14 protein-coding genes and 2 tRNA genes are annotated in these 22,043 nt (G+C 65.4%); 3 read left to right on the top strand and 13 right to left on the bottom strand.

Annotated elements, in window-relative coordinates; genetic code table 11:
- Positions 1 to 203: 203 nt before the first annotated feature.
- From ACVOMB_RS04270 to ACVOMB_RS04260, 3 genes are all read right to left on the bottom strand, one after another.
- Entirely contained in the window at positions 204 to 1,820 is a 1,617-nt protein-coding gene (locus ACVOMB_RS04270; RefSeq protein WP_481530029.1) for an N-acetylmuramoyl-L-alanine amidase, read from the bottom strand.
- An 81-nt stretch (positions 1,821 to 1,901) separates the two neighbouring features.
- Positions 1,902 to 2,381, bottom strand: a complete 480-nt coding sequence (gene tsaE, locus ACVOMB_RS04265) for a tRNA (adenosine(37)-N6)-threonylcarbamoyltransferase complex ATPase subunit type 1 TsaE (RefSeq protein ID WP_481530028.1) — start codon at positions 2,379 to 2,381, stop codon at positions 1,902 to 1,904.
- An 8-nt stretch (positions 2,382 to 2,389) separates the two neighbouring features.
- On the bottom strand, positions 2,390 to 3,862 hold the full coding sequence (locus ACVOMB_RS04260; protein WP_481530027.1) for an NAD(P)H-hydrate dehydratase: 1,473 nt from the start codon (positions 3,860 to 3,862) through the stop codon (positions 2,390 to 2,392).
- Between the two features lie 23 nt (positions 3,863 to 3,885).
- Between ACVOMB_RS04260 and queG the strand changes: the two genes are divergently transcribed.
- Together queG and xseA are read left to right on the top strand one after the other, a co-directional pair.
- Positions 3,886 to 4,968, top strand: a complete 1,083-nt coding sequence (gene queG, locus ACVOMB_RS04255; protein ID WP_481530026.1) for a tRNA epoxyqueuosine(34) reductase QueG — start codon at positions 3,886 to 3,888, stop codon at positions 4,966 to 4,968.
- A gap of 109 nt (positions 4,969 to 5,077) precedes the next feature.
- Positions 5,078 to 6,448, top strand: coding sequence for an exodeoxyribonuclease VII large subunit (gene xseA, locus ACVOMB_RS04250; RefSeq protein WP_481530025.1), 1,371 nt, complete (start codon positions 5,078 to 5,080; stop codon positions 6,446 to 6,448).
- On the opposite strand, the gene ACVOMB_RS04245 is transcribed toward xseA, so the two are convergent.
- The 3 genes from ACVOMB_RS04245 to ACVOMB_RS04235 form a co-directional block, all read right to left on the bottom strand.
- Positions 6,439 to 7,659: a virulence factor family protein gene (locus tag ACVOMB_RS04245; RefSeq protein ID WP_481530024.1), complete on the bottom strand. Its 1,221-nt coding sequence runs from the start codon at positions 7,657 to 7,659 to the stop codon at positions 6,439 to 6,441. The two genes, xseA and ACVOMB_RS04245, sit on opposite strands and share 10 nt — an antisense overlap.
- A gap of 83 nt (positions 7,660 to 7,742) precedes the next feature.
- A complete protein-coding gene (locus ACVOMB_RS04240; RefSeq protein ID WP_481530023.1) occupies positions 7,743 to 8,657 on the bottom strand; it encodes a M48 family metallopeptidase in 915 nt (304 codons plus the stop codon).
- A gap of 66 nt (positions 8,658 to 8,723) precedes the next feature.
- Positions 8,724 to 10,673 carry an SUMF1/EgtB/PvdO family nonheme iron enzyme gene (locus tag ACVOMB_RS04235; protein ID WP_481530022.1) on the bottom strand — a complete coding sequence of 650 codons (1,950 nt, stop codon included), beginning with the start codon at positions 10,671 to 10,673 and terminating at the stop codon, positions 8,724 to 8,726.
- Positions 10,674 to 10,757: 84 nt separating this feature from the next.
- On the opposite strand from ACVOMB_RS04235, the gene rnd reads away from it, so the two are divergent.
- Positions 10,758 to 11,840 (top strand): ribonuclease D, encoded by a 1,083-nt coding sequence (gene rnd, locus ACVOMB_RS04230; protein ID WP_481530021.1) that lies wholly within the window; start codon positions 10,758 to 10,760, stop codon positions 11,838 to 11,840.
- 287 nt (positions 11,841 to 12,127) lie between these two features.
- On the opposite strand, the gene ACVOMB_RS04225 is transcribed toward rnd, so the two are convergent.
- The 7 genes from ACVOMB_RS04225 to ACVOMB_RS04195 all read right to left on the bottom strand — a co-directional run bounded on the left by ACVOMB_RS04225 (position 12,128) and on the right by ACVOMB_RS04195 (position 21,948).
- Positions 12,128 to 12,203, bottom strand: a tRNA-Phe gene (locus ACVOMB_RS04225).
- Positions 12,204 to 12,453: 250 nt separating this feature from the next.
- A tRNA-Ala gene (locus ACVOMB_RS04220) sits at positions 12,454 to 12,529 on the bottom strand.
- Between the two features lie 218 nt (positions 12,530 to 12,747).
- Complete coding sequence (locus tag ACVOMB_RS04215; protein WP_481530020.1) at positions 12,748 to 12,876, bottom strand: hypothetical protein; 129 nt, start codon at positions 12,874 to 12,876, stop codon at positions 12,748 to 12,750.
- A 102-nt stretch (positions 12,877 to 12,978) separates the two neighbouring features.
- Positions 12,979 to 14,421, bottom strand: a complete 1,443-nt coding sequence (locus tag ACVOMB_RS04210) for an efflux transporter outer membrane subunit (RefSeq protein ID WP_481530019.1) — start codon at positions 14,419 to 14,421, stop codon at positions 12,979 to 12,981.
- On the bottom strand, positions 14,418 to 17,609 hold the full coding sequence (locus ACVOMB_RS04205) for an efflux RND transporter permease subunit (RefSeq protein ID WP_481530018.1): 3,192 nt from the start codon (positions 17,607 to 17,609) through the stop codon (positions 14,418 to 14,420). Before ACVOMB_RS04205 ends, ACVOMB_RS04210 begins: the two co-directional genes overlap by 4 nt.
- Entirely contained in the window at positions 17,606 to 20,731 is a 3,126-nt protein-coding gene (locus ACVOMB_RS04200) for an efflux RND transporter permease subunit (RefSeq protein ID WP_481530017.1), read from the bottom strand. The genes ACVOMB_RS04205 and ACVOMB_RS04200 overlap by 4 nt, the downstream gene beginning before the upstream one ends.
- Entirely contained in the window at positions 20,731 to 21,948 is a 1,218-nt protein-coding gene (locus ACVOMB_RS04195) for an efflux RND transporter periplasmic adaptor subunit (protein ID WP_481530016.1), read from the bottom strand. Before ACVOMB_RS04195 ends, ACVOMB_RS04200 begins: the two co-directional genes overlap by 1 nt.
- Positions 21,949 to 22,043: the final 95 nt, after the last annotated feature.

Genomic DNA, 22,043 nt, shown 5'->3' with positions numbered 1-22,043 from the left:
CCTCCCCCCCCCCCCCGGCGGGTCTGAGTGCGTGCCGCGCCCCCCACCCCGCCACCAGCCAGCCCCCGCCCCCCCCCCCCGCCCGCCCCCCCCCCCCGCCCCCCCCCACAAAAAAATAAATCCGACGCCAGCACTCTGGCATCGGATCGGAGGTGTCTCATCGCCAGAAGCGCCGCCAGCAGCGGCTTCAAACAGGCTCAGCCTTACTTGCTACCACCAGCAACGGTGCCAGCTGCAGCATCCATCTCGGCCTGGGCGCGGGCGGCAAACAAGGTGCCCGGCGGCGGCTGACGACTGAAGAAGGTATGCACACCATCCAGCACGGCGCCGGCAACGCGACGCTGATAGGCCGGATCAATCAGGCGGCGCTCTTCGTCCGGATTGGAGATGAACGCGGTCTCGACCAGCATCGCCGGCATGTCGGAGGTGCGCAGCACGGCAAAGTTTGCCCGCTCAAGGTTCGGCTTGTGGTTGTTACCAATGCGCTTGAGGCCGCCGAGCACGTGCCCGGCCGCATCTTCGGAGGCCTTCATGTAGCCGCTCTGGGCCAGATCCAGCAGCACGTTGGCCAAGGTGCCTTCGGTGCGGTTGAGGCTGACGCCACCAATCAGATCGGCCGAGTTTTCCTTGTCCGCCAACCAACGCGCACGCTGCGAGGAAGCGCCCTTGGTCGACAACACGTACACCGAAGAACCCGTCGCCGAACGGTTTTCAGCCGCATCGGCGTGGATCGAAATGAAGATGTCAGCCTTGGCCGCACGCGCACGCTGGGCGCGCATCGGCAGCGGGATGAATACGTCGGTGTCGCGGGTCAGGTAGGCGCGCAGGCCCGGCGTGGCATTGACCTGACGAGCCAGCTCACGTGCGACGGCCAAGGTCACGTCCTTCTCGCGCTTGCCGGTAGGCCCGACGGCGCCCGGATCCTGACCACCATGGCCCGGATCGATGGCAACCACCAGATTGCGCATGCCCGGCGCCATCCGAATTCGTGACGCGTCACTTGGCATGACCGGACGTGGCGTGGGCGCCTCGACCGCTGCAACAGCGGGATCAGCCGGGCGCGGCACGATCGGGGTCGGTACGCCGGTAGCAATCGTCGTACGCACCGGCGTGCCCTGGCCATTGAGGATCGCGGCCGCTGAAGGCGATGACGGGGCGGCCGGCAAATTGCCGGTGGCAGCCGCAGTAGCGGGCACGAAAGTCGCTAACGTTGCTGGTGCGGGATTCGGAGCAGCTTGAACCGGTGCCGGCGGCGTGGTCGCCTGCTGGCGCACCGCTGCAGTCAACGCGGCTGTAGCGCGCGCGGCCTCGGCACGAGCCTGCTCAGGATTCACGGTGGGCGCTGCCGGTGGCACGGATGCCGGCGGCGCGCTTACAACGGCTGCAGGTGCCGGAGCTGTCGCAGCAACTGCACGCGGCGCGGTTTCACCCGGCCACTCGATCAGCAACTTGGATTCGGCGCCCTGCCCCTGCATCTGCGGCTTGAACGCGGCAACCGACTCAGCCAGATCAAACACGATGCGGAACGTGCCCGGCACCGGGTTGCCGGTGCGCACGGCGGTAACCACACCAACGGCCGCAGGCAACTTGAGGCCGCGCACGCCGGTGGAATCGGGGAAATCGATGACCAGGCGGTTGGGACCGGCCAGGCTGATGGTCTTGTAGCTACCACCACCGGCCAGCTGGATCTCGGCGCGGGTACCGGTTGCGCCGGCACTCAAACCCAGCCCACGAACCTCACCGGCCCACGCGGAAGCGTTGGCCAGGCACAGGCCGGCGACGGCGACAGACAATGCAAACAGGCGGTTTCCCGTAGTCATGAGCGGATTCAATCACCGGATTTCGGTAATTGCAACATTTTTTTCCCTTAATAATCCGCAACCTGCCGTAACTTCCTGTTGTTACAGGGCAGAAAGCCCTTGCAAGTGCTCCGTTTTGCGCAGCCGCTGCAGCCAGGCTTCACCGGTCGGGCTATGTGCCTGCAGCTGGGCAAGACGGCCATGACCGTCGATCTCCAGCGCCACCACCAGGTCCAACGGCGGCAGCCCGCCTGCCCCGCGCTCAGGCCATTCGATCAGCCACAGGTCGGCGCTGGCGTCGTCCAGACCAAGGAAATCCAGCTCGCCGGCATTGCCGATCCGGTACAGGTCCAGATGCCAGGCTTCGCCGGTTTCCAGCGGATAGCGCTCGATCAAGGTGTAGGTAGGGCTGCGGATCGGCCCCTGCACGCCCAGCGCGCGTAGCAGGGCGCGGGCCAAGGTGGATTTTCCAGCGCCAAGATCACCTTGCAGGTGAACCACCGCCTGCGCGGGCCGGGTCTGTGCCAAGGCCTGACCCAGCAGGTCGGTGCTCTCGGCTTGGGGCAAAGACAATTCGATCATGGGAGACATTATGGATTGGCCAGCGTGCGCAGGTGCGGCAACAGATCGCGTGGCAACAGCCCGCGCTCACCTTCGGTGGCCGCTGCGTCGCCAGCAAGGCTGTGCAGCAGGGCGCCAGTGCTGGCTGCATCAAACAGCGACAGTCCTTGTGCAAGCACTGCAGCAACAGCGCCGGTCAGCAGATCGCCCATGCCGCCTACCGCCATCCCTGGGTTACCGGCTGCAATGACCCGCGGCAGCTGTCCCGGCGCGGCGATCACAGTACCGGCACCTTTCAGCACCACGGCCGCCGCGTAGCGCGCAGCCAAAGCATGCGCTGCGGCAAAGCGATCACGTTGGATGCTGGCGGTATCGGTGCCGAGCAGGCGCGCAGCCTCGCCCGGATGCGGGGTGAGGATCGCCTGCGGCAGCGGCCGCGGATCCGCTGCCAGAAGGTTCAAACCATCGGCATCGAGCACCAGTGGCTTGCCGCTGGCCAGCACCGCCGCCCACAGCGCATGCGCCCAATCGTCCTGGCCCAGCCCGGGGCCCAGCGCGATGACGCTGGCGCGTGCCAGCAGCGGCGCGAAGTCCTCCGAACTATCAACGGCGTGCACCATCGCTTCCGGGCAGCGCGCCAACAACGGCGCCACGTGCAGCGCGCGCGTTGCAACACTGCAAAGACCGGCACCACTGCGCAGCGCAGCCTCGGCAGCGAGCATTACCGCGCCGCCGCTGCCATGGTTGCCGCCTACGCACAGCACATGCCCGGATTCGCCTTTGTGCGTGTTGAGCCGACGCGGTGGCAACATCCGCAGCAGCTGCGGCTTGGCCCAGCGCAGCGCACACGCGCTGACGCCGTCAAATGCGGCAGCGGGCACCTCCAGATCCGCCAGCAGACGCTGCCCCGCATGCTCCAGCGCCGCACCGGTGTGCAGGCCCTGATGCGGCACGATGAACTGCAGGACCCGCGCCGCACGCACCGCCGTGCCTGCCACGTTGCCGCTGAGCGCATCGACGCCACTGGGCACATCCAACGCAAATACCGGCGCCAATGCAGCATTGATCGCAGCGATCAAGGCTGCGTCCTCGGCCTGCGGGGCACGATTGAAACCGATCCCATACAGCGCATCGACGATCAAATCGGCTTGTTGCAGGCAATGCGGCGCAATCTCGACATGTCCACCAACGGCCAGATAATCGGTACAAGCCCGCTGCGCCAAGGGCGTGCGTGGCGACGCCTCCGGCAAGTGCAATACGCTGACATCGCGCCCGGACTGGCGGGCGTGGCGGGCCAGCACATAGCCGTCACCGCCATTGTTGCCCGGCCCGCAGACCACCACGATGCGCCGCGCCTGCGGCCAATACTGCAGCACGGCCTGCCAGGCGGCATGGCCGGCACGCTGCATCAGCAGGTAAGCATCACCACCCAAGGCGGCGGTCGCTTGCCCATCAATCTGGCGGGCAGCGGCGATATCGAACAGTTCGACGGGCTCTGACATGCGGGCAATTCTATACTTGCGCCATGTCTGAAGCCGTTACCGCCGCAAATCCGGCGCAGTTGTCGCTGCGCATCCGCCAGCTTGCCCGCGAGGCAGGCTTCCAACGCTGTGGAGTCAGCGGCATCGAGCTGGGCGAGGATGAGGCACATCTGGCCGACTGGCTGGGCAAGGGCCTGTACGGGACGATGGAGTGGATGGCCCGCCACGGCAGCCTGCGCGCGCGTCCGCAGGAACTGTTGCCGGGCACATTGCGGGTGATCTCGGTCGGCCTGGACTACGGCCACAAGGACGATGCCGAAGCCTGGGCGACCTTGAATGATGGCGAGCGCGCCTATGTGGCGCGCTATGCGCTTGGCCGCGACTACCACAAGCTGATGCGCAACCGCCTGCAGAAGCTGGCCGAACGCATCGCCAGCGAGATTGGTCAGTTCGGCTACCGGGTCTTCGTCGACTCGGCGCCGGTGCTGGAGCGGGCCTTGGCACGCAACGCCGGGCTGGGCTGGATCGGCAAGCACACCTGCCTGATCGACCGTAACGGCGGTTCATGGTTCTTCCTCGGCGAGATCTACGTCGACCTGCCGCTGCCGGTGGATGTGCCGGCCACCGCGCATTGCGGCAGCTGCACGCGTTGCATCGATGTCTGCCCGACCGCCGCCATCATCGCCCCGCATCGGCTGGACGCGCGCCGCTGCATTTCCTATCTGACCATTGAGCACGAAGGCGCGATCCCGCTGGAAATGCGCCCGCTGATGGGCAACCGCATCTATGGCTGCGATGACTGCCAGCTGGTGTGTCCGTGGAACAAGTTCGCCCAGCGCACCGATGAGCCGGATTTCCGCGCCCGCAACAATCTGGATACCGCCACCCTGCCCGAACTGTTTGCCTGGGAAGAAGACGAATTCCTGCGCCGCACCGAGGGCAGCCCGATCCGCCGCAGCGGGCATGAACGCTGGCTGCGCAATATCGCCGTGGCGCTGGGCAATGCAGCACCCTCGCCCGCCGCGCAACAGGCACTGCAGAGCCGTCAGTCGCATGCTTCCGAAGTGGTACGCGAGCATGTGCAGTGGGCCTTGCAGCGGCATGCCGACCCCGCGCAGAAACCCTGACCCCTCTCAGATTTCCCCGGCCGGCGCAATCGCTCCCGTAAGATAGCGGCCGTCAGTTCGCCTGCGCCGCCGGCGCGGACGGGCGCCCTACCGGCATAGCAGTTGAACCATGACCTCCAGCAACGACGTCCTCACCCCCAACCAGCTCAATACCTTGGCCCGCGATCTTCTGGAGAGCGCATTCCCGATGGTGTGGGTGGAAGGCGAGCTGGGCGGTGTCAGCCGACCTGCCTCCGGACACCTGTACTTCACCCTGAAGGACGCACGCGCGCAGGTGCGTGCGGCGATGTTCAAGCCCAAGAGCCAATGGCTGAAGTTCATCCCGCGCGAAGGCATGCGCGTGTTGGTGCGTGGCCGCCTAACCCTGTACGAAGCACGCGGCGACTACCAGCTGATCCTCGATCACATGGAAGAAGCCGGCGAAGGCGCGTTGCGCCGCGCATACGACGAACTGAAAGCCAGGCTCGAAGCCGAGGGCCTGTTCGATCCGGCCCGCAAGCGACCGCTGCCGGCCCACGTGCGACGCCTTGCGGTGATCACCTCGCCCAGCGGCGCTGCGGTGCGCGACGTATTGAGCGTGCTTGAGCGCCGCTTCCCGATGCTGGAAGTCGAGCTGCTGCCGTCGCTGGTACAGGGCGCAACCGCTGCACCGCAGATCACCTCATTGCTGCGCCAGGCCGATGCCAGTGGCCGCTACGACGTGATCCTGCTGACCCGTGGCGGCGGCTCACTGGAAGACCTGTGGGCGTTCAATGACGAACAGCTGGCGCGTGCAGTCGCTGCCAGCAACACGCCGGTGGTCTCGGCGGTAGGCCACGAAACCGACTTCAGCCTGAGCGACTTCGCCGCCGATCTGCGCGCGCCGACGCCTTCCGTGGCCGCCGAGCTGCTGGTTCCGGATCAACGCGATCTTGCGCTGCGGGTGCGCCGCCTCGCGCAACGCCTGCAACAGCTGCAGGTACATACGCTGAGCCAGGCCATGCAACGCGCTGATCGCGCCGCACTGCGGCTGCAGGCACACAGCCCGCAGGCGCGACTGAACCTGCTCAAACATCGCCAGGAAGCTGCCTTCGCGCGCCTGCATGCCACCTGGCAGCAGCAACAGGAACGTCGCGTGGCTCGGCTCCGGCACGCCGCCACTGTGCTGCGCAGCACCCAGCCGCAACGCCGCTTGAACGCCTTGGCCGAAAAGCTGACGACCCTGGCACCCCGTGCCCACGCGGCGATGGCGCACCAGTTGCAACGCGATGCGCTGCGCCTACGTGGCATCGCCCGCTCGCTGGAAGCGGTGAGTCCATTGGCCACCGTGGCACGTGGCTATTCGATCCTGACCAAGCTTGAAGACGGTGCCTTGGTACGTAGCGCCGAGCAGGTCAAACCCGGCGAGCAGCTGCGCGCTCGCCTGGCCGAAGGCGAGCTGCAGCTACGGGTTGAACAGGTTGCCGCCAAACCGGCGATAGGCGGCCCCACTCAGGGCTGAGCCGGTGCCGCATCCCAACGATCGACGATGATCTTTGCCAGTTTGCTCGGGTCACGATCGAAGTGATGCCCGCCGGGCAGTTCAACCACCTGCATGTGCGCATCGCCTCGCAGGTCGCGGCATAGACTGTCTTTTTCCTCCTCCCCGTAGACGCACTGGTGGGCAACGGACTGCAGACCTGCCAAAGCGGGCTGTACAGGCACCTCCTGGGCGCGGAACCAACCCAACCAGCCGCCTACCCGCACTTCAAACTCCGCCCCGTGAGCAAGCCCCAACAGCGACACCAGACGCACCGAACGGCGCTGTTCCTCACCGAGCAACGGATAGGCAAACGGCAGCACATCCGCGCCGAACGAATAGCCAACCAGCGCCACGTCGTCGGCCTGCCATCGCTGCCGATACGTGCGCACCACACTGTCCAGATCAGCACCTACCTGTGCGGCAGTACGCTTCTTCCAGAAGTAACGCAGGCTGTTCCAGCCGACGACCGAAATACCGCGTTGGTTGAATTCATGCGCCAAGCCCTTGTCCAGGTCGCGCCAGCCACCATCGCCTGAGATCAGCACCACCAGCCGCTTGCTGCCGGCGACCGGCATCTCGACCAAGGGCAGCGTGGCAACGCCCTGCGCAGGTGCGGCATCGAGCGCCACCGGCAAGACGCTCATGACCCCCTGCTCGGACAAGGACTTGACCTGCACGGCGGTGGTTCCGCCAGCGCAGTCGACATCACTCGATCCGCGGTCGGCCGCAGTGACCAGCGCCGCCGCCAATTCGCCGGGGGCCGCCCCGGCGGCACTGCCCCGTACTAGGCCGGCACTGCCGCCATGGCCGAAGAGTACCGGCAGAAAGAACTGCTCGGCGCGCTCGCGCTTGAGCAGTTTCTGGGTAAGCAGCGCAACATCGTCGGCCATCGCCCGGCAACTGCCATTGCCGTTCTGCAATTGCTCGCGATAGCGCGCAGCATCCACCACCGCCACCCATGCGCCGGCCTGCGCCAACTGCCCGGCAGTGTGCATGCGCTGCGCCTGCGGCAACCCCGGGTCAGCGAAATAAACGACCAGGCCGCGCGCCGCGCCCGGCGGCTCCACCACCTGCACACGGCCATAGCGGCCAGCCTTCATATGTTTGGTATGTGCGGCCCAGCCGCAACTGACCACCACCCCGATCAACAACACTCCAAAACCCAAGCCCAACACAGCACCACGTCGCATCAGCCATCCCACCATCAAATGAAAACGCCGGGGAGCATCCATCGGCGATCGTTACGCGCTTGTGCAGCCCGTTGCGGCGCTTGCTACCTTGCTGCCGCTCCTGCGGTGCAGAAGCGCTGTTTGTACTCCAGCGCCTTGGGCATCAATGCCTGCAGGTTCTGGATGCGGGTGCCGGGATTGGGGTGGGTAGAGGAGAACTCCGGCGGCGCTTGCCCGCCGCTGGCCTGGCTCATGCGCTGCCATAGCGGCACCGCCTCTTCCGGATTGAAGCAGGCAGCAGCAGCCAGCATCAGCCCGACTTCATCTGCCTGGGTTTCATGCGAGCGCGCATACGGCAGCAAATAGCCGTAGCCCATGGCCGACATCATCATCTGCTGTTGCTGGCCGTCCATGCCGCTGGCGGCACCGGCCATCTGCCCGATCTGGGTCAGCTTCTGCTGGGCCATGCGCTGGGCGCCGTGGCGCAGAAGCGCGTGGGCAATTTCGTGACCCATCACTACTGCCAAAGCATCAGCGTTCTGCGCCACTGGAATCAAACCGGTATAGACCGCCATCTTGCCGCCGGGCAGGCAGAAAGCATTGGCCTGATCGGACTGCAGCACGTTGACGTCCCACTCGAAGTCCTTGGCGAAGTGCTGCGGCTGCAAGCCGTGCTCCTGCGCCAGCGCGGTTTCCACCACGTCAACCTTGGCGATCAGGCGACTGGCGATCTCCCGCACCTGGCGGGATATCTGCGAATTGGGATCGACCGGGCGTTCCTGCGCGAGGATCTCCTGGTAAGCCTGCAACCCCATCGCCTTCTCTTCACTGGCATTGAGCGAGCTATCGATCAGCACCTTCTCGCCGGTATACGGGTCCACCGAGCGATTGCCGAAGTAATAGCAACCGCCATAGACCGCAAAGCCCAGCAGGATCACCCAGCGGATATTCCCGAACAGGCCACCACCACGCCGACGTTGACCGCCATTGCCTTGGTTACCGAAAGGATCTTGTCGCATGGTTGGATTCCGTCTGGGCCGAGCTGGCCTCGGCCGATGGTAACGCTAGCGTACGCCGTGGCAAGGTCAAATCCCGCGAACCAAGCGGAAGCCAATACGTGCCGAGGTGACATCCGAGTCCTGTGACTGCCGCCACGCCGCGCGGGTCTGTTCCGGTGCATTGGCCCAATTGCCGCCACGGATCACCCGTTGCCGGCAACCGGGGTTGTACCAGGCAGCGCCATCGGCCGGCGCACGCCGGTAGCTGGCGTGCCAGCAATCGGCCACCCACTCACTGACATTGCCGCTGATGTCGTGCAGGCCCCAGGCATTGGCGCGGAACATGGCCACCGGCGCGGTGCCCCAGAAGCCGTCGCCGTAGCCGATGAAGGCGTTGTTCCAGTGCCGACCACTGGGCGACACGTCCAAGCTGCCGGTGAAGTTGCCGCTGTTTTCCGGCGGCGTCATCGAGGGGCCCCACGGATAGCGCCCCTCGCTCCCCGCCCGCAGCGCGTATTCGAACTCCGATTCGCTGGGCAGCCGGTAATAGCGCCCGGTCTGATCGGACAACCAGGCCGCATAGGCCTCGGCGTCACGCACGCTGACGTGCATCACTGGGCTATTGGGTGCTGCCTTAACGCCGTTGTAATCGGACTGCCAATCCACCCCGCTGCGACGGATGAAGTTACCGCTGCGCTCGTCATAGACGATGGAATGGCCGCGCCGGGTCGCACGCGGCCGCGCCTTGGTCGCTTCCACGAAGCGACGGAAATCGGCCACGGTGACCTCGGTGATCGACATTGCAAAGCCGCGCTCGAAGCTCACCAGATGCTGCGGACGCTCGGCATCACTGCTGCCGATCTCGCCTTCGGCCGCCCCCATCTGGAAGCTGCCGTATGGCACTACCACCATCTGCGGGCCACGACTGCCATCGGCCAACGCATCACTGAACACCTGGCCCGGGCGGAAACTGCCGTAATGCGTAACCAGTTCGATCCGCTCGCGCAGCAAGGCTACGGTTCGGTCGCCGGGCAGCGCGATGTGCTCGGCCTGGGCCAGCTTCAGCCGCGCATCCTTCAAGCCCTTGGACGACACCAGATCACGTAGCCCGCCTTCGCGCAGTGCATCGAGCTGGGCGGTGCGGATACCCTCGATGCGCGCCCGCGCATCCTTCAGGGTCACGCTTTCGCCACGGATGGTTGTGGCCTTGTCCAGCCAGCGCGCGGCGGCGGCGAAATCCGACTCCATCGCAGCAGCATTCTCAGCGCGGCGGATCAGGCCGCTTTCCACCGCCGCCAAGCCCTGCCTTGCACGGCTGTTGAGCGGATCGGTAGCAAGTACTTCGCGGAACGCCGCCTGCGCGCCGCCGCCATCCTCGCCAAACTGGTGCTGGCGCAGGGCCTGCTCGCCCGCACGATTCAGCGCCAGCAGCCGCCGCGCCACTGCGATGCGCTGCTGCAAGGCCTGCTCGGCCTTGCCCTCGGGCGCCAAGGCAACCGCTACACCGGCGATCTCGGCGGCCTGCGCCAAGGCTTGGCGTTGATTCTCCGGTTGCGCCATCAAGGCGGTGGCCTGCGCACGCAGACGCTGCCGGGCCTTGTCCAGGCCACGCTGCGCAGCCCTGTCCTTCGGCTGCTGGGCCAGGATCGCCAGGTACAGCGGAATGGCGTCCTTGGCGTCGCGGTACAGCCTGTCCTCGGCCAGCGCCTTGTCGGCCGCCTTGCGTGCTTCGGCCAGTTGCCCGGGCTGCAGGCTGACTTCCGGCGCGTCCCAGACCGGCAGCGTGATGTCCTCAACCTGCGGCGTGGGATCGGGCGTTGCAGACTCCGCTTTCACGGCAGCTGCCGCTTCGGCTTTGGCTTCGGCACGTGCTTCAGCGCTAGCCTCCAGCCGCCCGCTCAAGCTGGGTTTCTTTGCAGGCTCCGCATTTGGCGCAGCCGACGGCGGCTGCGGCGCGCTGCCACTGCACCCCGCCAACGCCAGCAATAGCGCCGTCAGACCCAACAATTGGCCGGTTTTACCCAAAAACGCCTCCATTACCTTGCACACTTTCCCGGGAGCGGCCCGACGTTAGGCTATTCTCGCCTGCCTGAGCAAACCCTGCAGTTGACGGAACCCCACGTGGCTTACTGGATCAAACACCCGGCGGAGTTGGAAGAACGCTACCGCCAGCGCCCGAGCCGGATCGGGCTGGACACCGAATTCATCCGCGAACGCACCTATTGGCCGCAGCTGGCCCTGGTACAGATGGCCGTCGGCGATGAAATCCTGCTGATCGACCCGCTGATACCCGGCATGTGCGAGGCGCTGAAGCCCTGGCTGACCGACACCTCGATCACTAAGATCATGCACAGCGCCAGCGAAGACCTGGTCGCCTTCAAGTGCGCCTGCGACGCACTACCGCGGCCGCTGTTCGACACCCAGATCGGCGCCGCGCTAGCCGGCATCGGTGGCGGCATGGGCTACCAGAAGCTGGTGGCCGAGATCACCGGCGTCACCCTGCCCAAGGGCGAGACCCGCTCGGACTGGCTCAAGCGCCCGCTCAGCGACGCGCAGCTGGAATACGCCGCCGACGATGTCGAGTACCTGTTCGCCATGCACGACGCCATCAGCGCCAAGCTGCAGGCCGCCGGCCGCATGCAATGGCTGCAGGACGATGGCGAGCGTCTGCTGGCCAGCGTCGAGGGCGACGAAGGCGAGCATTGGCCGCACCTGTCGATGCGCTCCTCGCAGGTGTTGGAGCGCGACGCCCAGCTGCGCCTGTTGCGCCTGCTGCGCTGGCGTGACCAACAGGCACGCAGCAGCGACAAGCCGCGCAGTTGGATCCTGGACAATGAACTGGCCAACGTACTGGCGCGCACCCCGCCAGCCGATTACGAGGCCATGCTGAAAGTATTCGGCCGCTTCCCCAAGGCCCCGCGCAAGCTGGCCCAGCAGGTGTGGGAAGCACTGAATACTCCGCTCGCCGACGAAGCCGACGCACCGATGGCGTTGCCGGCCACCGACGGCAACAAGAACACCATCAAGCGCCTGCAGGATGCAGTCAGCAAGCGCAGTGCCGAGCTGGAACTACCCGAGGGGCTGCTGGCCTCGCGCAAGCACCTGGAAGCACTGCTGGAAAGCGGAGAATGGCCGACCGCGCTGGCCGGTTGGCGCCGCGAACAGCTGGAGCCGGTGCTACGGCCGTTGTTGCCAAGCAACTGAGCACCAGAGCCCCGACCAGGTCGGGGCACGCAAAAATGTAGTGCCGAGCCATGCTCGGCAACACCGCCAAAGAATGCATGCGAACGTTCTTGTAGGAGCGGCACAAGGCGCGAAACAAACGATCCAAAAGATCGAAGTCTCTCCCAACAATTTCAGAACCCCAGCTTCGCGGCTCACGCCGCTCCCACAGACGCAACTACAAAGCACCAACACAAGCGCAACCGGTGCAAAACCGGTGCAAACGAACAACAAAAAAGGGCTCGCATTTCTGCGAGCCCTTGAAATTTTGGTGGCCGAGGACGGAATCGAACCGCCGACACGGGGATTTTCAATCCCCTGCTCTACCAACTGAGCTACTCGGCCACTTTGTTTTGTTTTCGTCGGCGTTGCTGCCGTCGAGAGGGCGTATATTACGGAGCTATTTCGGTTTCGGCAAGCCAATTTCACAAAAATTTTCACATCCGCTGAAAATTCCTTGAAATGCCTTGTGTAGCGAGGCTTCGGGTTCGACAGCCACCGCGATGCCTGGCGAAAAATTCATCAAACCACCTACTGCCAGCGCACAAATGCAAAGAAGCCGCATCTTTCGTTGCGGCTTCTTTGCTTGAAGACTTGGTGGAGCGGAGGAGGATCGAACTCCCGACCTTCGCATTGCGAACGCGACGCTCTCCCAGCTGAGCTACCGCCCCACGGTGGACCGAGCATAGCGCTACTACCAGCGCCACGCAAAACACCGCCGCCCTGCTCAAACACAAGCGGCGACCTGATGGCGGTGATCGGGCCGCCGCCCTTGGAACGATGGGCTACGCGGCAACATCACGGCGGTTGTGTCGCGACCTACTGGTAGAAGGAACCGAAGCAACTGGTAGAAGGTAATGCTGCAGATCCATCACCACCCTGCCCCGCATCACTGATCGCGGATGATCCACATCCAGTCTCCGTTCCACAACGGCGTCCTATCTTGGCGGTAAGCCAACTTACGGAAGCCGGTCCAATGCGTGTCCAGCTGACCAAACGCCAGGTCGAGACCTATCACCCCCGAGAGCGCCCCATTGAAGTACGGGATGCTCAGATTCGGGATTGATCCTGCACGTGCAACCCTCGGGACTGGAGGCTATCTCGCTGCTGCCAGCCCGGCTCAATATCCCCCAGCGGGGCCTACAAGGGATGCGTCAGCCTCGCTCCAGCCCCCACCGATCGCCAGTGCCAAGGCCACGACCGCCACTTGGCGATTCACCACCGCCAGGATCTGTTCCTGCCGCGCACTGCTGGCAGTGCTCTGCGCCACCACCACGGTGGTGTAGTCCACGGTGCCGGCCAGATACTGGTTGCGGGCGATGGCCTCGGCGCGATTGGCTGCCAACGCCGCGCGTTCGCGTTCGCCGCCGACATCGGCATACACCTGGACTGCAACCAGGCTGTCCTCAACCTGCTGGAAGGCCGCCAACACCGACTGCCGGTAGACCGCAGCCGCCTGCTCGAACTCTGCTCCGGCCTGCGACACCCGCGCCCGCGTTGCACCCGCATCAAACAGGGTCTGTACCACACTTACGCCCAGCGTCCATAGACCGGCCGAGGCACTGAACAGCTCCGCCCACGCCGATGCATTGTGCTCACGATCGGCACTGACCGTGAACTGCGGAAAATAGCCCGCGCGTGCAATACCGATGCCGGCATTGGCCGCTGCCACCCGGCGCTCGGCCGCGGCGATATCGGCACGCCGCTGCAGGACCTGCGATGGCACTCTTGAAGGCAGTTGCGGAACCGTGGTCGACCACGCGGTGGCTGCGATACTGAAGGTCGAAGGATTCTCGCCGACCAGCACTGCGATCGCATGTTCCAGTTGCGCCCGCTGCAGGTCCAGCCCACGCGCCTGCGCCTGCGCATTGCTGAGTGCAACCTGGGCCTGCTCCACATCCGAGCGGGCAGCCACCCCGGCACGGTATTTATTGCCCGTGATCGTCAGCGCACGCTGATAGGCCTGCACTGTCTGCGCCAGGTCATCGCGCTGTGCATCGGTGCCGCGCAGCTGCAGGTAGTTGGTGGCCACCTCACCTTGGGCGGCCAGTGTCGCATTGGCCAGATCACCCGCACCGGCCTGCGCGTCGGCACTGGCCTGGCTCACAGCATTGCCCAAACGCTGCCACAGATCCGGTTCCCAACTGGTCCCGATCTGCACGGAATAGCGGCGCCCACCAGCCGAGGTCACGCCGCCGCTGGCGCTGCTAGCCGGCCCATCGGTGCGAGTGCCACTGCCCTGCAGGCTGGCCTGCGGGAACAGTGCAGCGCGCTGCTCGCGCACCAACGCCCGCGCCCCCGCATAAGCGGCCCGATACTGCGCCACATTCTGGTTGTCGAGCACCACCTTGGCCTCCAGCGCATCCAGCACCGGGTCACCAAACAGCGCCCACCATTGGCCCTTGGCTGCCGCGTCTGAAGGCACCGCCACCTGCCAGCCCGGCGCCTGTTTGAATGCGGACGGCAATCCCGGCATCGCCACGCCGCGGTAGGTCGGCGCCAGCGAACAGGCCGACAGCAAGGCCGCTCCGAGCATGGCGGGTGTGATCCAGAGCCGACTCATGCGTGATCTCCCAGGGAAGTTTGCGGCGCGGCCGCGGGCGAGCGGCGATCACTGAAACGATCAAGCGCCAGGAACACTACCGGCGTGGTCAGCAGGGTGATGAACTGACTGACCAGCAGACCGCCAATGATCGCAATACCTAGAGGTCGCCGGAGCTCGGCACCGTCGCCGAAACCGATCGCCAGCGGCAATGCCCCCAGCCCGGCGGCCAGGCTGGTCATCAGGATCGGCCGCAGGCGCAGGATCGATGCCTCGCGGATCGCCTCCCGTGCAGACAGGCCACGTGCACGTTGTGCGTCCAGTGCGAAGTCCACGATCATGATGGCGTTCTTCTTGACGATGCCGATCAATAGGATGATCGCGATCAGCGCGATCAGATCGAACTGGCCACCACTGAGAATCAGCGCCAGCAGCGCGCCAACACCTGCAGCTGGCAGTGTCGACATCACGGTCAGGGGATGGATGGCGCTTTCATACAACATGCCCAGCACCACATAGATCGCCAGCAGGGCACCGATGATCAGCAACGGCAAGGTCGCCAACGATTCGGTGAACACCCGCGCAGTGCCGCCGAACTCACCCCTTACGCTGGCGGGCAGATGCAGCGATGCAAGGACCTCACCGATCAACTGTGATGCCTGACCCAGGCTCACTCCGGCGGGAAGATTGAAAGAAAGCGTGGCCGAAGGCTCACCATCACTGTGGTTCAAGCGCGCAGGTGCGGACACCGAGTTCCAGCGCGCGAATGCCGCCAACGGCACCATGGTGCGCACAGGGCTGGAAAAGCCGGTTGCTGTGCCTGCGGCCGCCGCAACCGGCGTACTGGCGATGGGCGCCAGAGTGGTAACCCCGACCACCGACGTCACCGGAGCGCCTGCAGGCACCTGGATCTCAGCCAGCGCCAGCGGTGAGCCATTGAAGCGGGGGGCAGCCTCCATCACCACGTGGTACTGGTTCATCCCGGAATACAGGTTGGCCACCTGACGCTGACCGAACGCATCGTAAAGCGCCGCATCGACCGACTGCATGGCCACGCCCAAGCGCGCGGCGGCATCGCGATCCACCTGCACATAGGCACTGGCACCAGCATCCTGCTGATCAACATCCACATCGACCAGCACGTCACCATGGGACTTCAGCGCCGCCAGCAAGCGGGTCGAAGCCTCCTGCAGCAGCGCGGTGTTTTCTGCCTTGAGCACGAATTGGTACATCGAAGTCGTCTGACGGCCACCCACGTTCAAATCCTGGATCGGATTGAGAGTGGTAGCGATGCCCTGCACCCGCGCCAGCTTGGGCCGCAGCCGGGCCACCACCTCGGTCACGGCCGGGCGTTGCCCGCGCGGTACCAGGATGACGAACAGGAAGCCGCCACCGGCGCGACTGCCACCAGAAAACGCCACCACGTTCTGCACAGCCGGGTCCGCCTTGATGATCTGCACCACCTCCGCCAGCCCGCCCTTGAGTGCTGCGAAGGAGATGCTCTGATCGGCACGGATTCCGCCATTCATCGCCCCGGTATCCTGCGCCGGAAAAAACCCATTGGGCGCGACCAGTGCCAGTTGCAGGGTGAGCAGCACCGCACCGAGCAGCGATGCCAGCATCAGCGCGCGATTGTTCAAGGCCCAATCCAGGCAACGCACATACACCGCCTGCACCGATTCGTATCCACGTTGCAGCCGTTGCGCCAGCGGTCGCGACGCCTGCTGACGGGCCGGCTGTAACAGCACCGCCGCCAGCATCGGAGTCACCGTCAACGAGACAACCAGACTGATCGCCACTGCGACCGACAGGGTCAACGCGAACTCGCGGAAGATCCGTCCGATCAGGCCGTTCATGAAAATCAGCGGGGTAAATACCGCCACCAGACTGGCGGAGATCGAGAGCACGGTGAAGCCGACCTCACCCGCGCCCTGCTCGGCTGCAATGCGCGGTGGTACTCCAGCTTCCACATGCCGGCTGATGTTTTCCAGCACCACGATCGCATCGTCGACCACGAAGCCGGTGGCGACCGTCAATGCCATCAACGATAGGTTGTCCAGCGAAAAGCCCACCACGTACATCACCGCGAAAGTGCCCAGCAGCGAGGCCACTACCGCCACTGCGGGAATCAGCGTGGCAAGCCAGCTGCGCAGGAAAACACTGACCACCAGCACTACCAGCAAAGTCGCGATGAGCAGGGTGATTTCCACCTCACGAAGCGAAGCGCGGATGGTCAAGGTCCGGTCGCTGGCCACCGACAACTGCACATCCTGCGGCAGTGCCGCGGTCAAGGCAGGCAGCAGCGCGCGGATTGCGTCCACCGTTGCCACGATGTTGGCACCGGGCTGGCGGCTGATGATCACCGACACCGAGGGCTGGCCATTGAACAGGCCCATCGTGCGCAGGTCTTCCGGCCCATCGCTCACCGTGGCGACATCGCGCAGGCGGACCGCACTGCCATTGCGCCAGGCCACCACCACATCCTGATATGCGGCGGCATGCAGGCCGGGCAGATTGGAATAGATCTGGAACGCGCGACCATCGCCGTCGACCACGCCGCGCGGCCGGTTGGCACTGGCCGAGGACAGCGCGGTACGCACATCTTCCAGCGCGATGCCGTACTGCGACAGCGCGGCCAGATCCAGCTCGACCCGGACCGACGGCAGCGCCGCGCCACCCAGTTCAACATTGCCGACGCCCGACACCTGCAGCAGGCGCTGCTCAACCGTATCGGAGACCGCGTCATAGATCTCCGAGGGCGTGCGCACCGCCGAGGTCAAGGCCAGGATCAGGATCGGGGCATCGGCCGGATTCATCTTGCGGTAGGTCGGATTGCTCTTCAGTGCCACCGGCAGATCGGCGCGCGCCGCGTTGATGGCGGCCTGCACATCCCGCGCCGCGCCGTCGATGTCGCGTGTCAGATCGAACTGCAGTGTTACCTGGGCCGAACCGACGCCGGATTGCGAGGTCATCTCGGTGACACCGGCGATCACACCCAGGCGCCGCTCCAGCGGTGCGGCCACAGTGCTCGACATGGTCTGCGGGCTGGCACCGGGCAAACTGGCCTGGACCACGATGGTGGGAAAGTCGATCTGCGGCAACGGCGCCACCGGCAGCAGTGGATACGCCGCAATGCCAGCCAGCATCACCCCCAGGGCCAGCAACAGGGTGCCGACCGGACGACGTATGAACGGTGCCGACAGATTCATCCGCTCATGCCATCTGTCGCGGCGGCACGCCCCCGCCGCTCACGCAGCCGCTCGAACAGCAGAAAAATCACCGGCGTGGTGAACAAGGTCAACGCCTGGCTCACGACCAGTCCGCCGATGATGGCAATCCCCAGCGGCTGGCGCAGTTCATGACCGATGCCGGCGCCGAAGATCAGCGGCAGCGCGGCAAACAACGCGGCGAAGGTGGTCATCATGATCGGCCGGAAGCGACGCAGGGCCGCCTGGCGGATCGCCGCCTCGGCGTCCAGCCCCTGCCCGCGCATCGCAGAGAGCGCGTAGTCGATCATCATGATCGCGTTCTTCTTGACGATGCCGATCAGCAACACGATGCCGATGATGCCGATCACCCCCAATCCCCAACCACTCAGCCCCAGTGCCAGCAGCGCGCCGACGCCAGCCGAGGGCAGCGTAGACAGGATCGTAAGCGGGTGCACGAAACTCTCGTAGAGCACGCCCAGCACGATGTAGACCACCACCACTGCCGCCAGGATCAACCACAGCTCGCTGCCCAGCGAATCCTGGAACGCTCCGGCGGCGCCGGAGAAGCGGGTACTCAGCGTGTCAGGCAACCCGACCCCACGCTGGGCGACTGCAATCGCATCCATCGCCTGCTCCAGCGATGCTCCCGGCGCCAGATTGAAGCCGATGCTGGCCGCCGGGAACTGCGCTTCATGGGCGATCACCAGCGGCGCGCTGCCGTTGCGGATCGTGGCCATCGCCGACAGCGGCGCGATGGTGTTGCCCGCCGGCACGTACAGCGCCTGCAAACCCTGCGGCCCGCTGAGCAGCGCTGGGCTGGCCTCCAGGATCACCCTGTTCTGGCTGGAGGCGGTGTAGATGGTGGATACGATGCGCTGCCCAAACGCGTCATAGAGCGCATTGTCGACCGCCAGCGCATTGACCCCGAGGCGCGCGGCAGCATCGCGATCGACATCGACGATCACCGCGCTGCCATTGCCCAGACTGCTGGGGGTGACATCCCGCAGTTCGCTGCGTTCGGCCAGTGCCTGCGACAGCCGCTGGCCCCATTGCGCGACCTGATCCTGCTCGGCCCCCTGCAATACCAGTTGGTAGCTGGTGATGCCCGGCTCGGTGTCGATGACCAGATCCTGCACCGGTTGCAGGAACAGGCGCACCCCGGCGATGCCATCGGTGCGCTGCTGCAGCCGCGCCACCACCTCGGCCAGCCCGGAGCGCTGCCCGATCGGCTGCAGATTGATCGATAGACGCCCCTGTTTGAGCGCCGGATTCTGCCCATCCACCCCGATGCTGGAAGACACGCTGGCCACTGCAGGGTCGGCCAGCACCGCATCGACCACCTGCTGCTGCAGCGTACTCATCGCCGCGAAACTGAGATCCTGGGTGGCCAGTGTGGCAGCGGCGATCTGCCCGGTATCCTGCTCCGGAAACAGGTTGCGTGGCACCACGGCGAACAACAGTGCGGTCGCCGCCAGCGTGCCCGCGAACACCAACAATGTGATGCGCACATGCGCCAGCACCCAGTCCAGCCCGCGGGCGTACAACCGGGACAGCTGCTCGAAGCGCTCCACTGTCCAGCGGCTGATCCGCCATGAGCGTTCCTGCGCGGGCGGCACCAGCCAACGCGCGGCGAGCATCGGCACCAGGGTCAAGGCGACCACCGCCGAGAGAAGGATGGTCGCCGCCAGCGATACCGCGAACTCGCGGAACAAGCGACCGACGATATCGCCCATGAACAACAGCGGGATCAACACCGCGATCAGGCTCAGTGTCAGCGAGACGATGGTGAAGCCAATCTCCCCGGCCCCTTTCAATGCCGCCTCGAACGGCGGCACGCCCTCCTCCACGTGCCGGGAAATATTCTCCAGCACCACGATCGCATCATCGACCACAAAGCCGGCCGCAATGGTCAGCGCCATCAGCGTCAGGTTGTTGATCGAAAACCCCATCGCCCAGATCGGTGCAAAAGCCCCCATCAGCGACAGCGGCACTGCAATGGAGGCGACCAAGGTCGCACGCAGCGAGCCCAGGAACATGAAGATCGCCAACGTCACCAGCAGCACCGCCACGATCAGTTCGAAACGCACATCCGCCACTGATGCGCGGATGCCCTCGGTGCGGTCACTGAGCACGGTGACGTGCACATCGGCCGGCAGCTGCGCTTGCAGGCCGGGCAAGGTCTGGCGGATCGCATCGACCGTGGCGATCACGTTGGCGCCGGGTTGACGCTGCACGTCGACGATGATGGCCGGCTCGCGGTTCATCCACGACGCCAGGCGCGTGTTCTCGGTGGCGCTGATCACATTGGCCACATCCCCCAGCCGGACCACCGCACCGTTCTGGTAAGCGATGACCAGCGCGCGGTATTGCTCGGCGCTGTCAAGCTGGTCATTTGCATCGATGGTCCAACTCTTGGTCGGCCCATCGAAACTGCCCTTGGCAGCGTTGACGTTGGCATTGCCGATCGCGGTGCGGATGCTCTCCAGCGTCAACCCGCGCGCGGCCAACGCTGCCAGATTGGCCTGCACCCTGACCGCAGGCCGCTGACCGCTGGACAGCGATACCAGCCCGACCCCGGACACCTGCCCGATGCGGTTGGCGAACTGGCGCTCGATGATCGCCTGCACTTCGCCCAGCGGACGGATCGGTGAGGTCACCGCCAACGACAGCACCGGCGCGTCAGCCGGATTGACCTTGGCGTAGATCGGCGGTGCTGGTAGATCACTGGGCAGCAGCGTGGTCGCTGCATTGATCGCAGCCTGCACCTCCTGCTCGGCCACATCCAGGGCCAGATCAAGGTCGAACTGCAGGGTCACCACCGAAGATCCGGAAGAACTGCTTGAGGTCATCCGGGCCAGGCCCGGCATCTGCCCGAACTGCCGTTCCAATGGCGCCGTCACCGTCAGCGCCATCACCTCCGGGCTTCCGCCTGGATACAGCGTGGTGACCTGGATGGTGGGGTAATCGACCTCGGGCAGTGCCGACAGCGGCAGGTTGAAACAGGCCAGCAGCCCGGCCAGAAACATCGCCAACATCAACAACGTGGTTGCCACCGGACGCAGGATGAAGGGCCGAGATGGCCCCCCCGGCAACCCCGACGGCGGTGTCGGGGAGACCGACATCAGCGGCGCGTCCCGGCGTGCACGGGTGCTGGCTTGGCAGCATGATGGTCGGCCGGGTGGCCGGTGGCGCCAGCCACGCGTACCACCGAGCCGTCCTGCAAGCCATCCGCACCGGCCGAAACGACTGATTCACTGCCCTTCAGACCCGACAGAATGGCAATGTTCTGCCCCAGCGTCGGGCCACTCTCCACCACCTGCAGGCGCACCTTCCCGCCCGTCTGCAGCACGAATACAAAATCACCCGGCACGCCATGGCGCACGGCACTGACCGGCACCACCAGCGCCTGCGACAAGGTGCGCACGACCAGCACCACGTTGACGAACTGGTTGGGCAACAACGCACCGTTGCCGTTGGCAAAGCGCGCCTTGGCCTTGATCGTGCCGGTGCTGGTGTCGATGACATTGTCGATGGCCAGCAATTGACCATCGGCAAGGTGCCGCCCATCCTCCTGCGCCAGCACCTGCACCTGCAATGCGCTGCCCTGTACGTCACCCCGCGCCGCCAGCGAGCTCAACTGCCCTTGCGGGATGGAGAATGCCACATCGACTGGATCATCCTGGGTTACCACGGCGATGCCGGTGGTGTCCTGTGCGGTGACGTAGTTACCGATATCGCTCTGGCGCAAACCGACCTGCCCACTCACCGGGCTGCGGATCGAGGTATACGCCAGGTTGAGTTGCGCGGTATCGATTGCAGCCTGGTCAGCCAACACCGTGCCCTGCAATTGCTTGACCAATGCAGCCTGGGTATCCACCTGCTGGCTGGCGATCGAATCCTCGGCCAGCAGACCGCGATAGCGCTGCAGATCCACCCGCGCCGCGCCGAGCTGGGCGCGATCCCGCGCCAGATCCGCACGCGCTTGGGCCAGCGCCAGCTCGAACGGACGCGGATCGACCTCCGCCAATACCTGCCCTTCGCTAACCCGCTGACCCTCTCGGAAAAATATCCGGCGCAGCACACCGGACTGCTGCGAACGCACCGTCGCGCTGGTCAGCGGCGTGACCGTGCCGATCGCGGTGATGGTCACCGGAACATCCATGCGTGCCACCGGCTGCACACTCACCGAGGCCGTCGGCCGGCCACCCGCACCGCCCGGTCGCTGTGCCATGTAGCGGGCCAGCAATCCGATCAATGCCAGCACCACCACCAGCAGTACCCACTTCCCGACCCGCCGCCAGCGGCCCGAATCGGCCGGCGGCATCACTTCTGCCTGCATCGCGTCCTCCGCATGCCCGCACCCCATCGCAGCGAGCGCCGGCTTGAGTGCCAAGCCGGCGATTCATTTGCCTGATGCTGATCGTGCAACCCGCT

It is taken from the genome of Stenotrophomonas sp. STEN018, assembly GCF_056760235.1.
The sequence above is the reverse complement of the archived record's forward strand: the minus strand, read 5'-3'. Positions and strand labels throughout refer to the sequence as shown.

Excerpts from the sequence above, each read along its gene's own strand:
- ACVOMB_RS04270 (WP_481530029.1), bottom strand. The coding sequence starts at position 1,820 with ATGACTACGGGAAACCGCCTGTTTGCATTGTCTGTCGCCGTCGCCGGC.
- tsaE (WP_481530028.1), bottom strand. The coding sequence starts at position 2,381 with ATGATCGAATTGTCTTTGCCCCAAGCCGAGAGCACCGACCTGCTGGGT.
- ACVOMB_RS04260 (WP_481530027.1), bottom strand. The coding sequence starts at position 3,862 with ATGTCAGAGCCCGTCGAACTGTTCGATATCGCCGCTGCCCGCCAGATT.
- queG (WP_481530026.1), top strand. The coding sequence starts at position 3,886 with ATGTCTGAAGCCGTTACCGCCGCAAATCCGGCGCAGTTGTCGCTGCGC.
- xseA (WP_481530025.1), top strand. The coding sequence starts at position 5,078 with ATGACCTCCAGCAACGACGTCCTCACCCCCAACCAGCTCAATACCTTG.
- ACVOMB_RS04245 (WP_481530024.1), bottom strand. The coding sequence starts at position 7,659 with ATGCGACGTGGTGCTGTGTTGGGCTTGGGTTTTGGAGTGTTGTTGATC.
- ACVOMB_RS04240 (WP_481530023.1), bottom strand. The coding sequence starts at position 8,657 with ATGCGACAAGATCCTTTCGGTAACCAAGGCAATGGCGGTCAACGTCGG.
- ACVOMB_RS04235 (WP_481530022.1), bottom strand. The coding sequence starts at position 10,673 with ATGGAGGCGTTTTTGGGTAAAACCGGCCAATTGTTGGGTCTGACGGCG.
- ACVOMB_RS04210 (WP_481530019.1), bottom strand. The coding sequence starts at position 14,421 with ATGAGTCGGCTCTGGATCACACCCGCCATGCTCGGAGCGGCCTTGCTG.
- ACVOMB_RS04205 (WP_481530018.1), bottom strand. The coding sequence starts at position 17,609 with ATGAATCTGTCGGCACCGTTCATACGTCGTCCGGTCGGCACCCTGTTG.
- ACVOMB_RS04200 (WP_481530017.1), bottom strand. The coding sequence starts at position 20,731 with ATGTCGGTCTCCCCGACACCGCCGTCGGGGTTGCCGGGGGGGCCATCT.
- ACVOMB_RS04195 (WP_481530016.1), bottom strand. The coding sequence starts at position 21,948 with ATGCAGGCAGAAGTGATGCCGCCGGCCGATTCGGGCCGCTGGCGGCGG.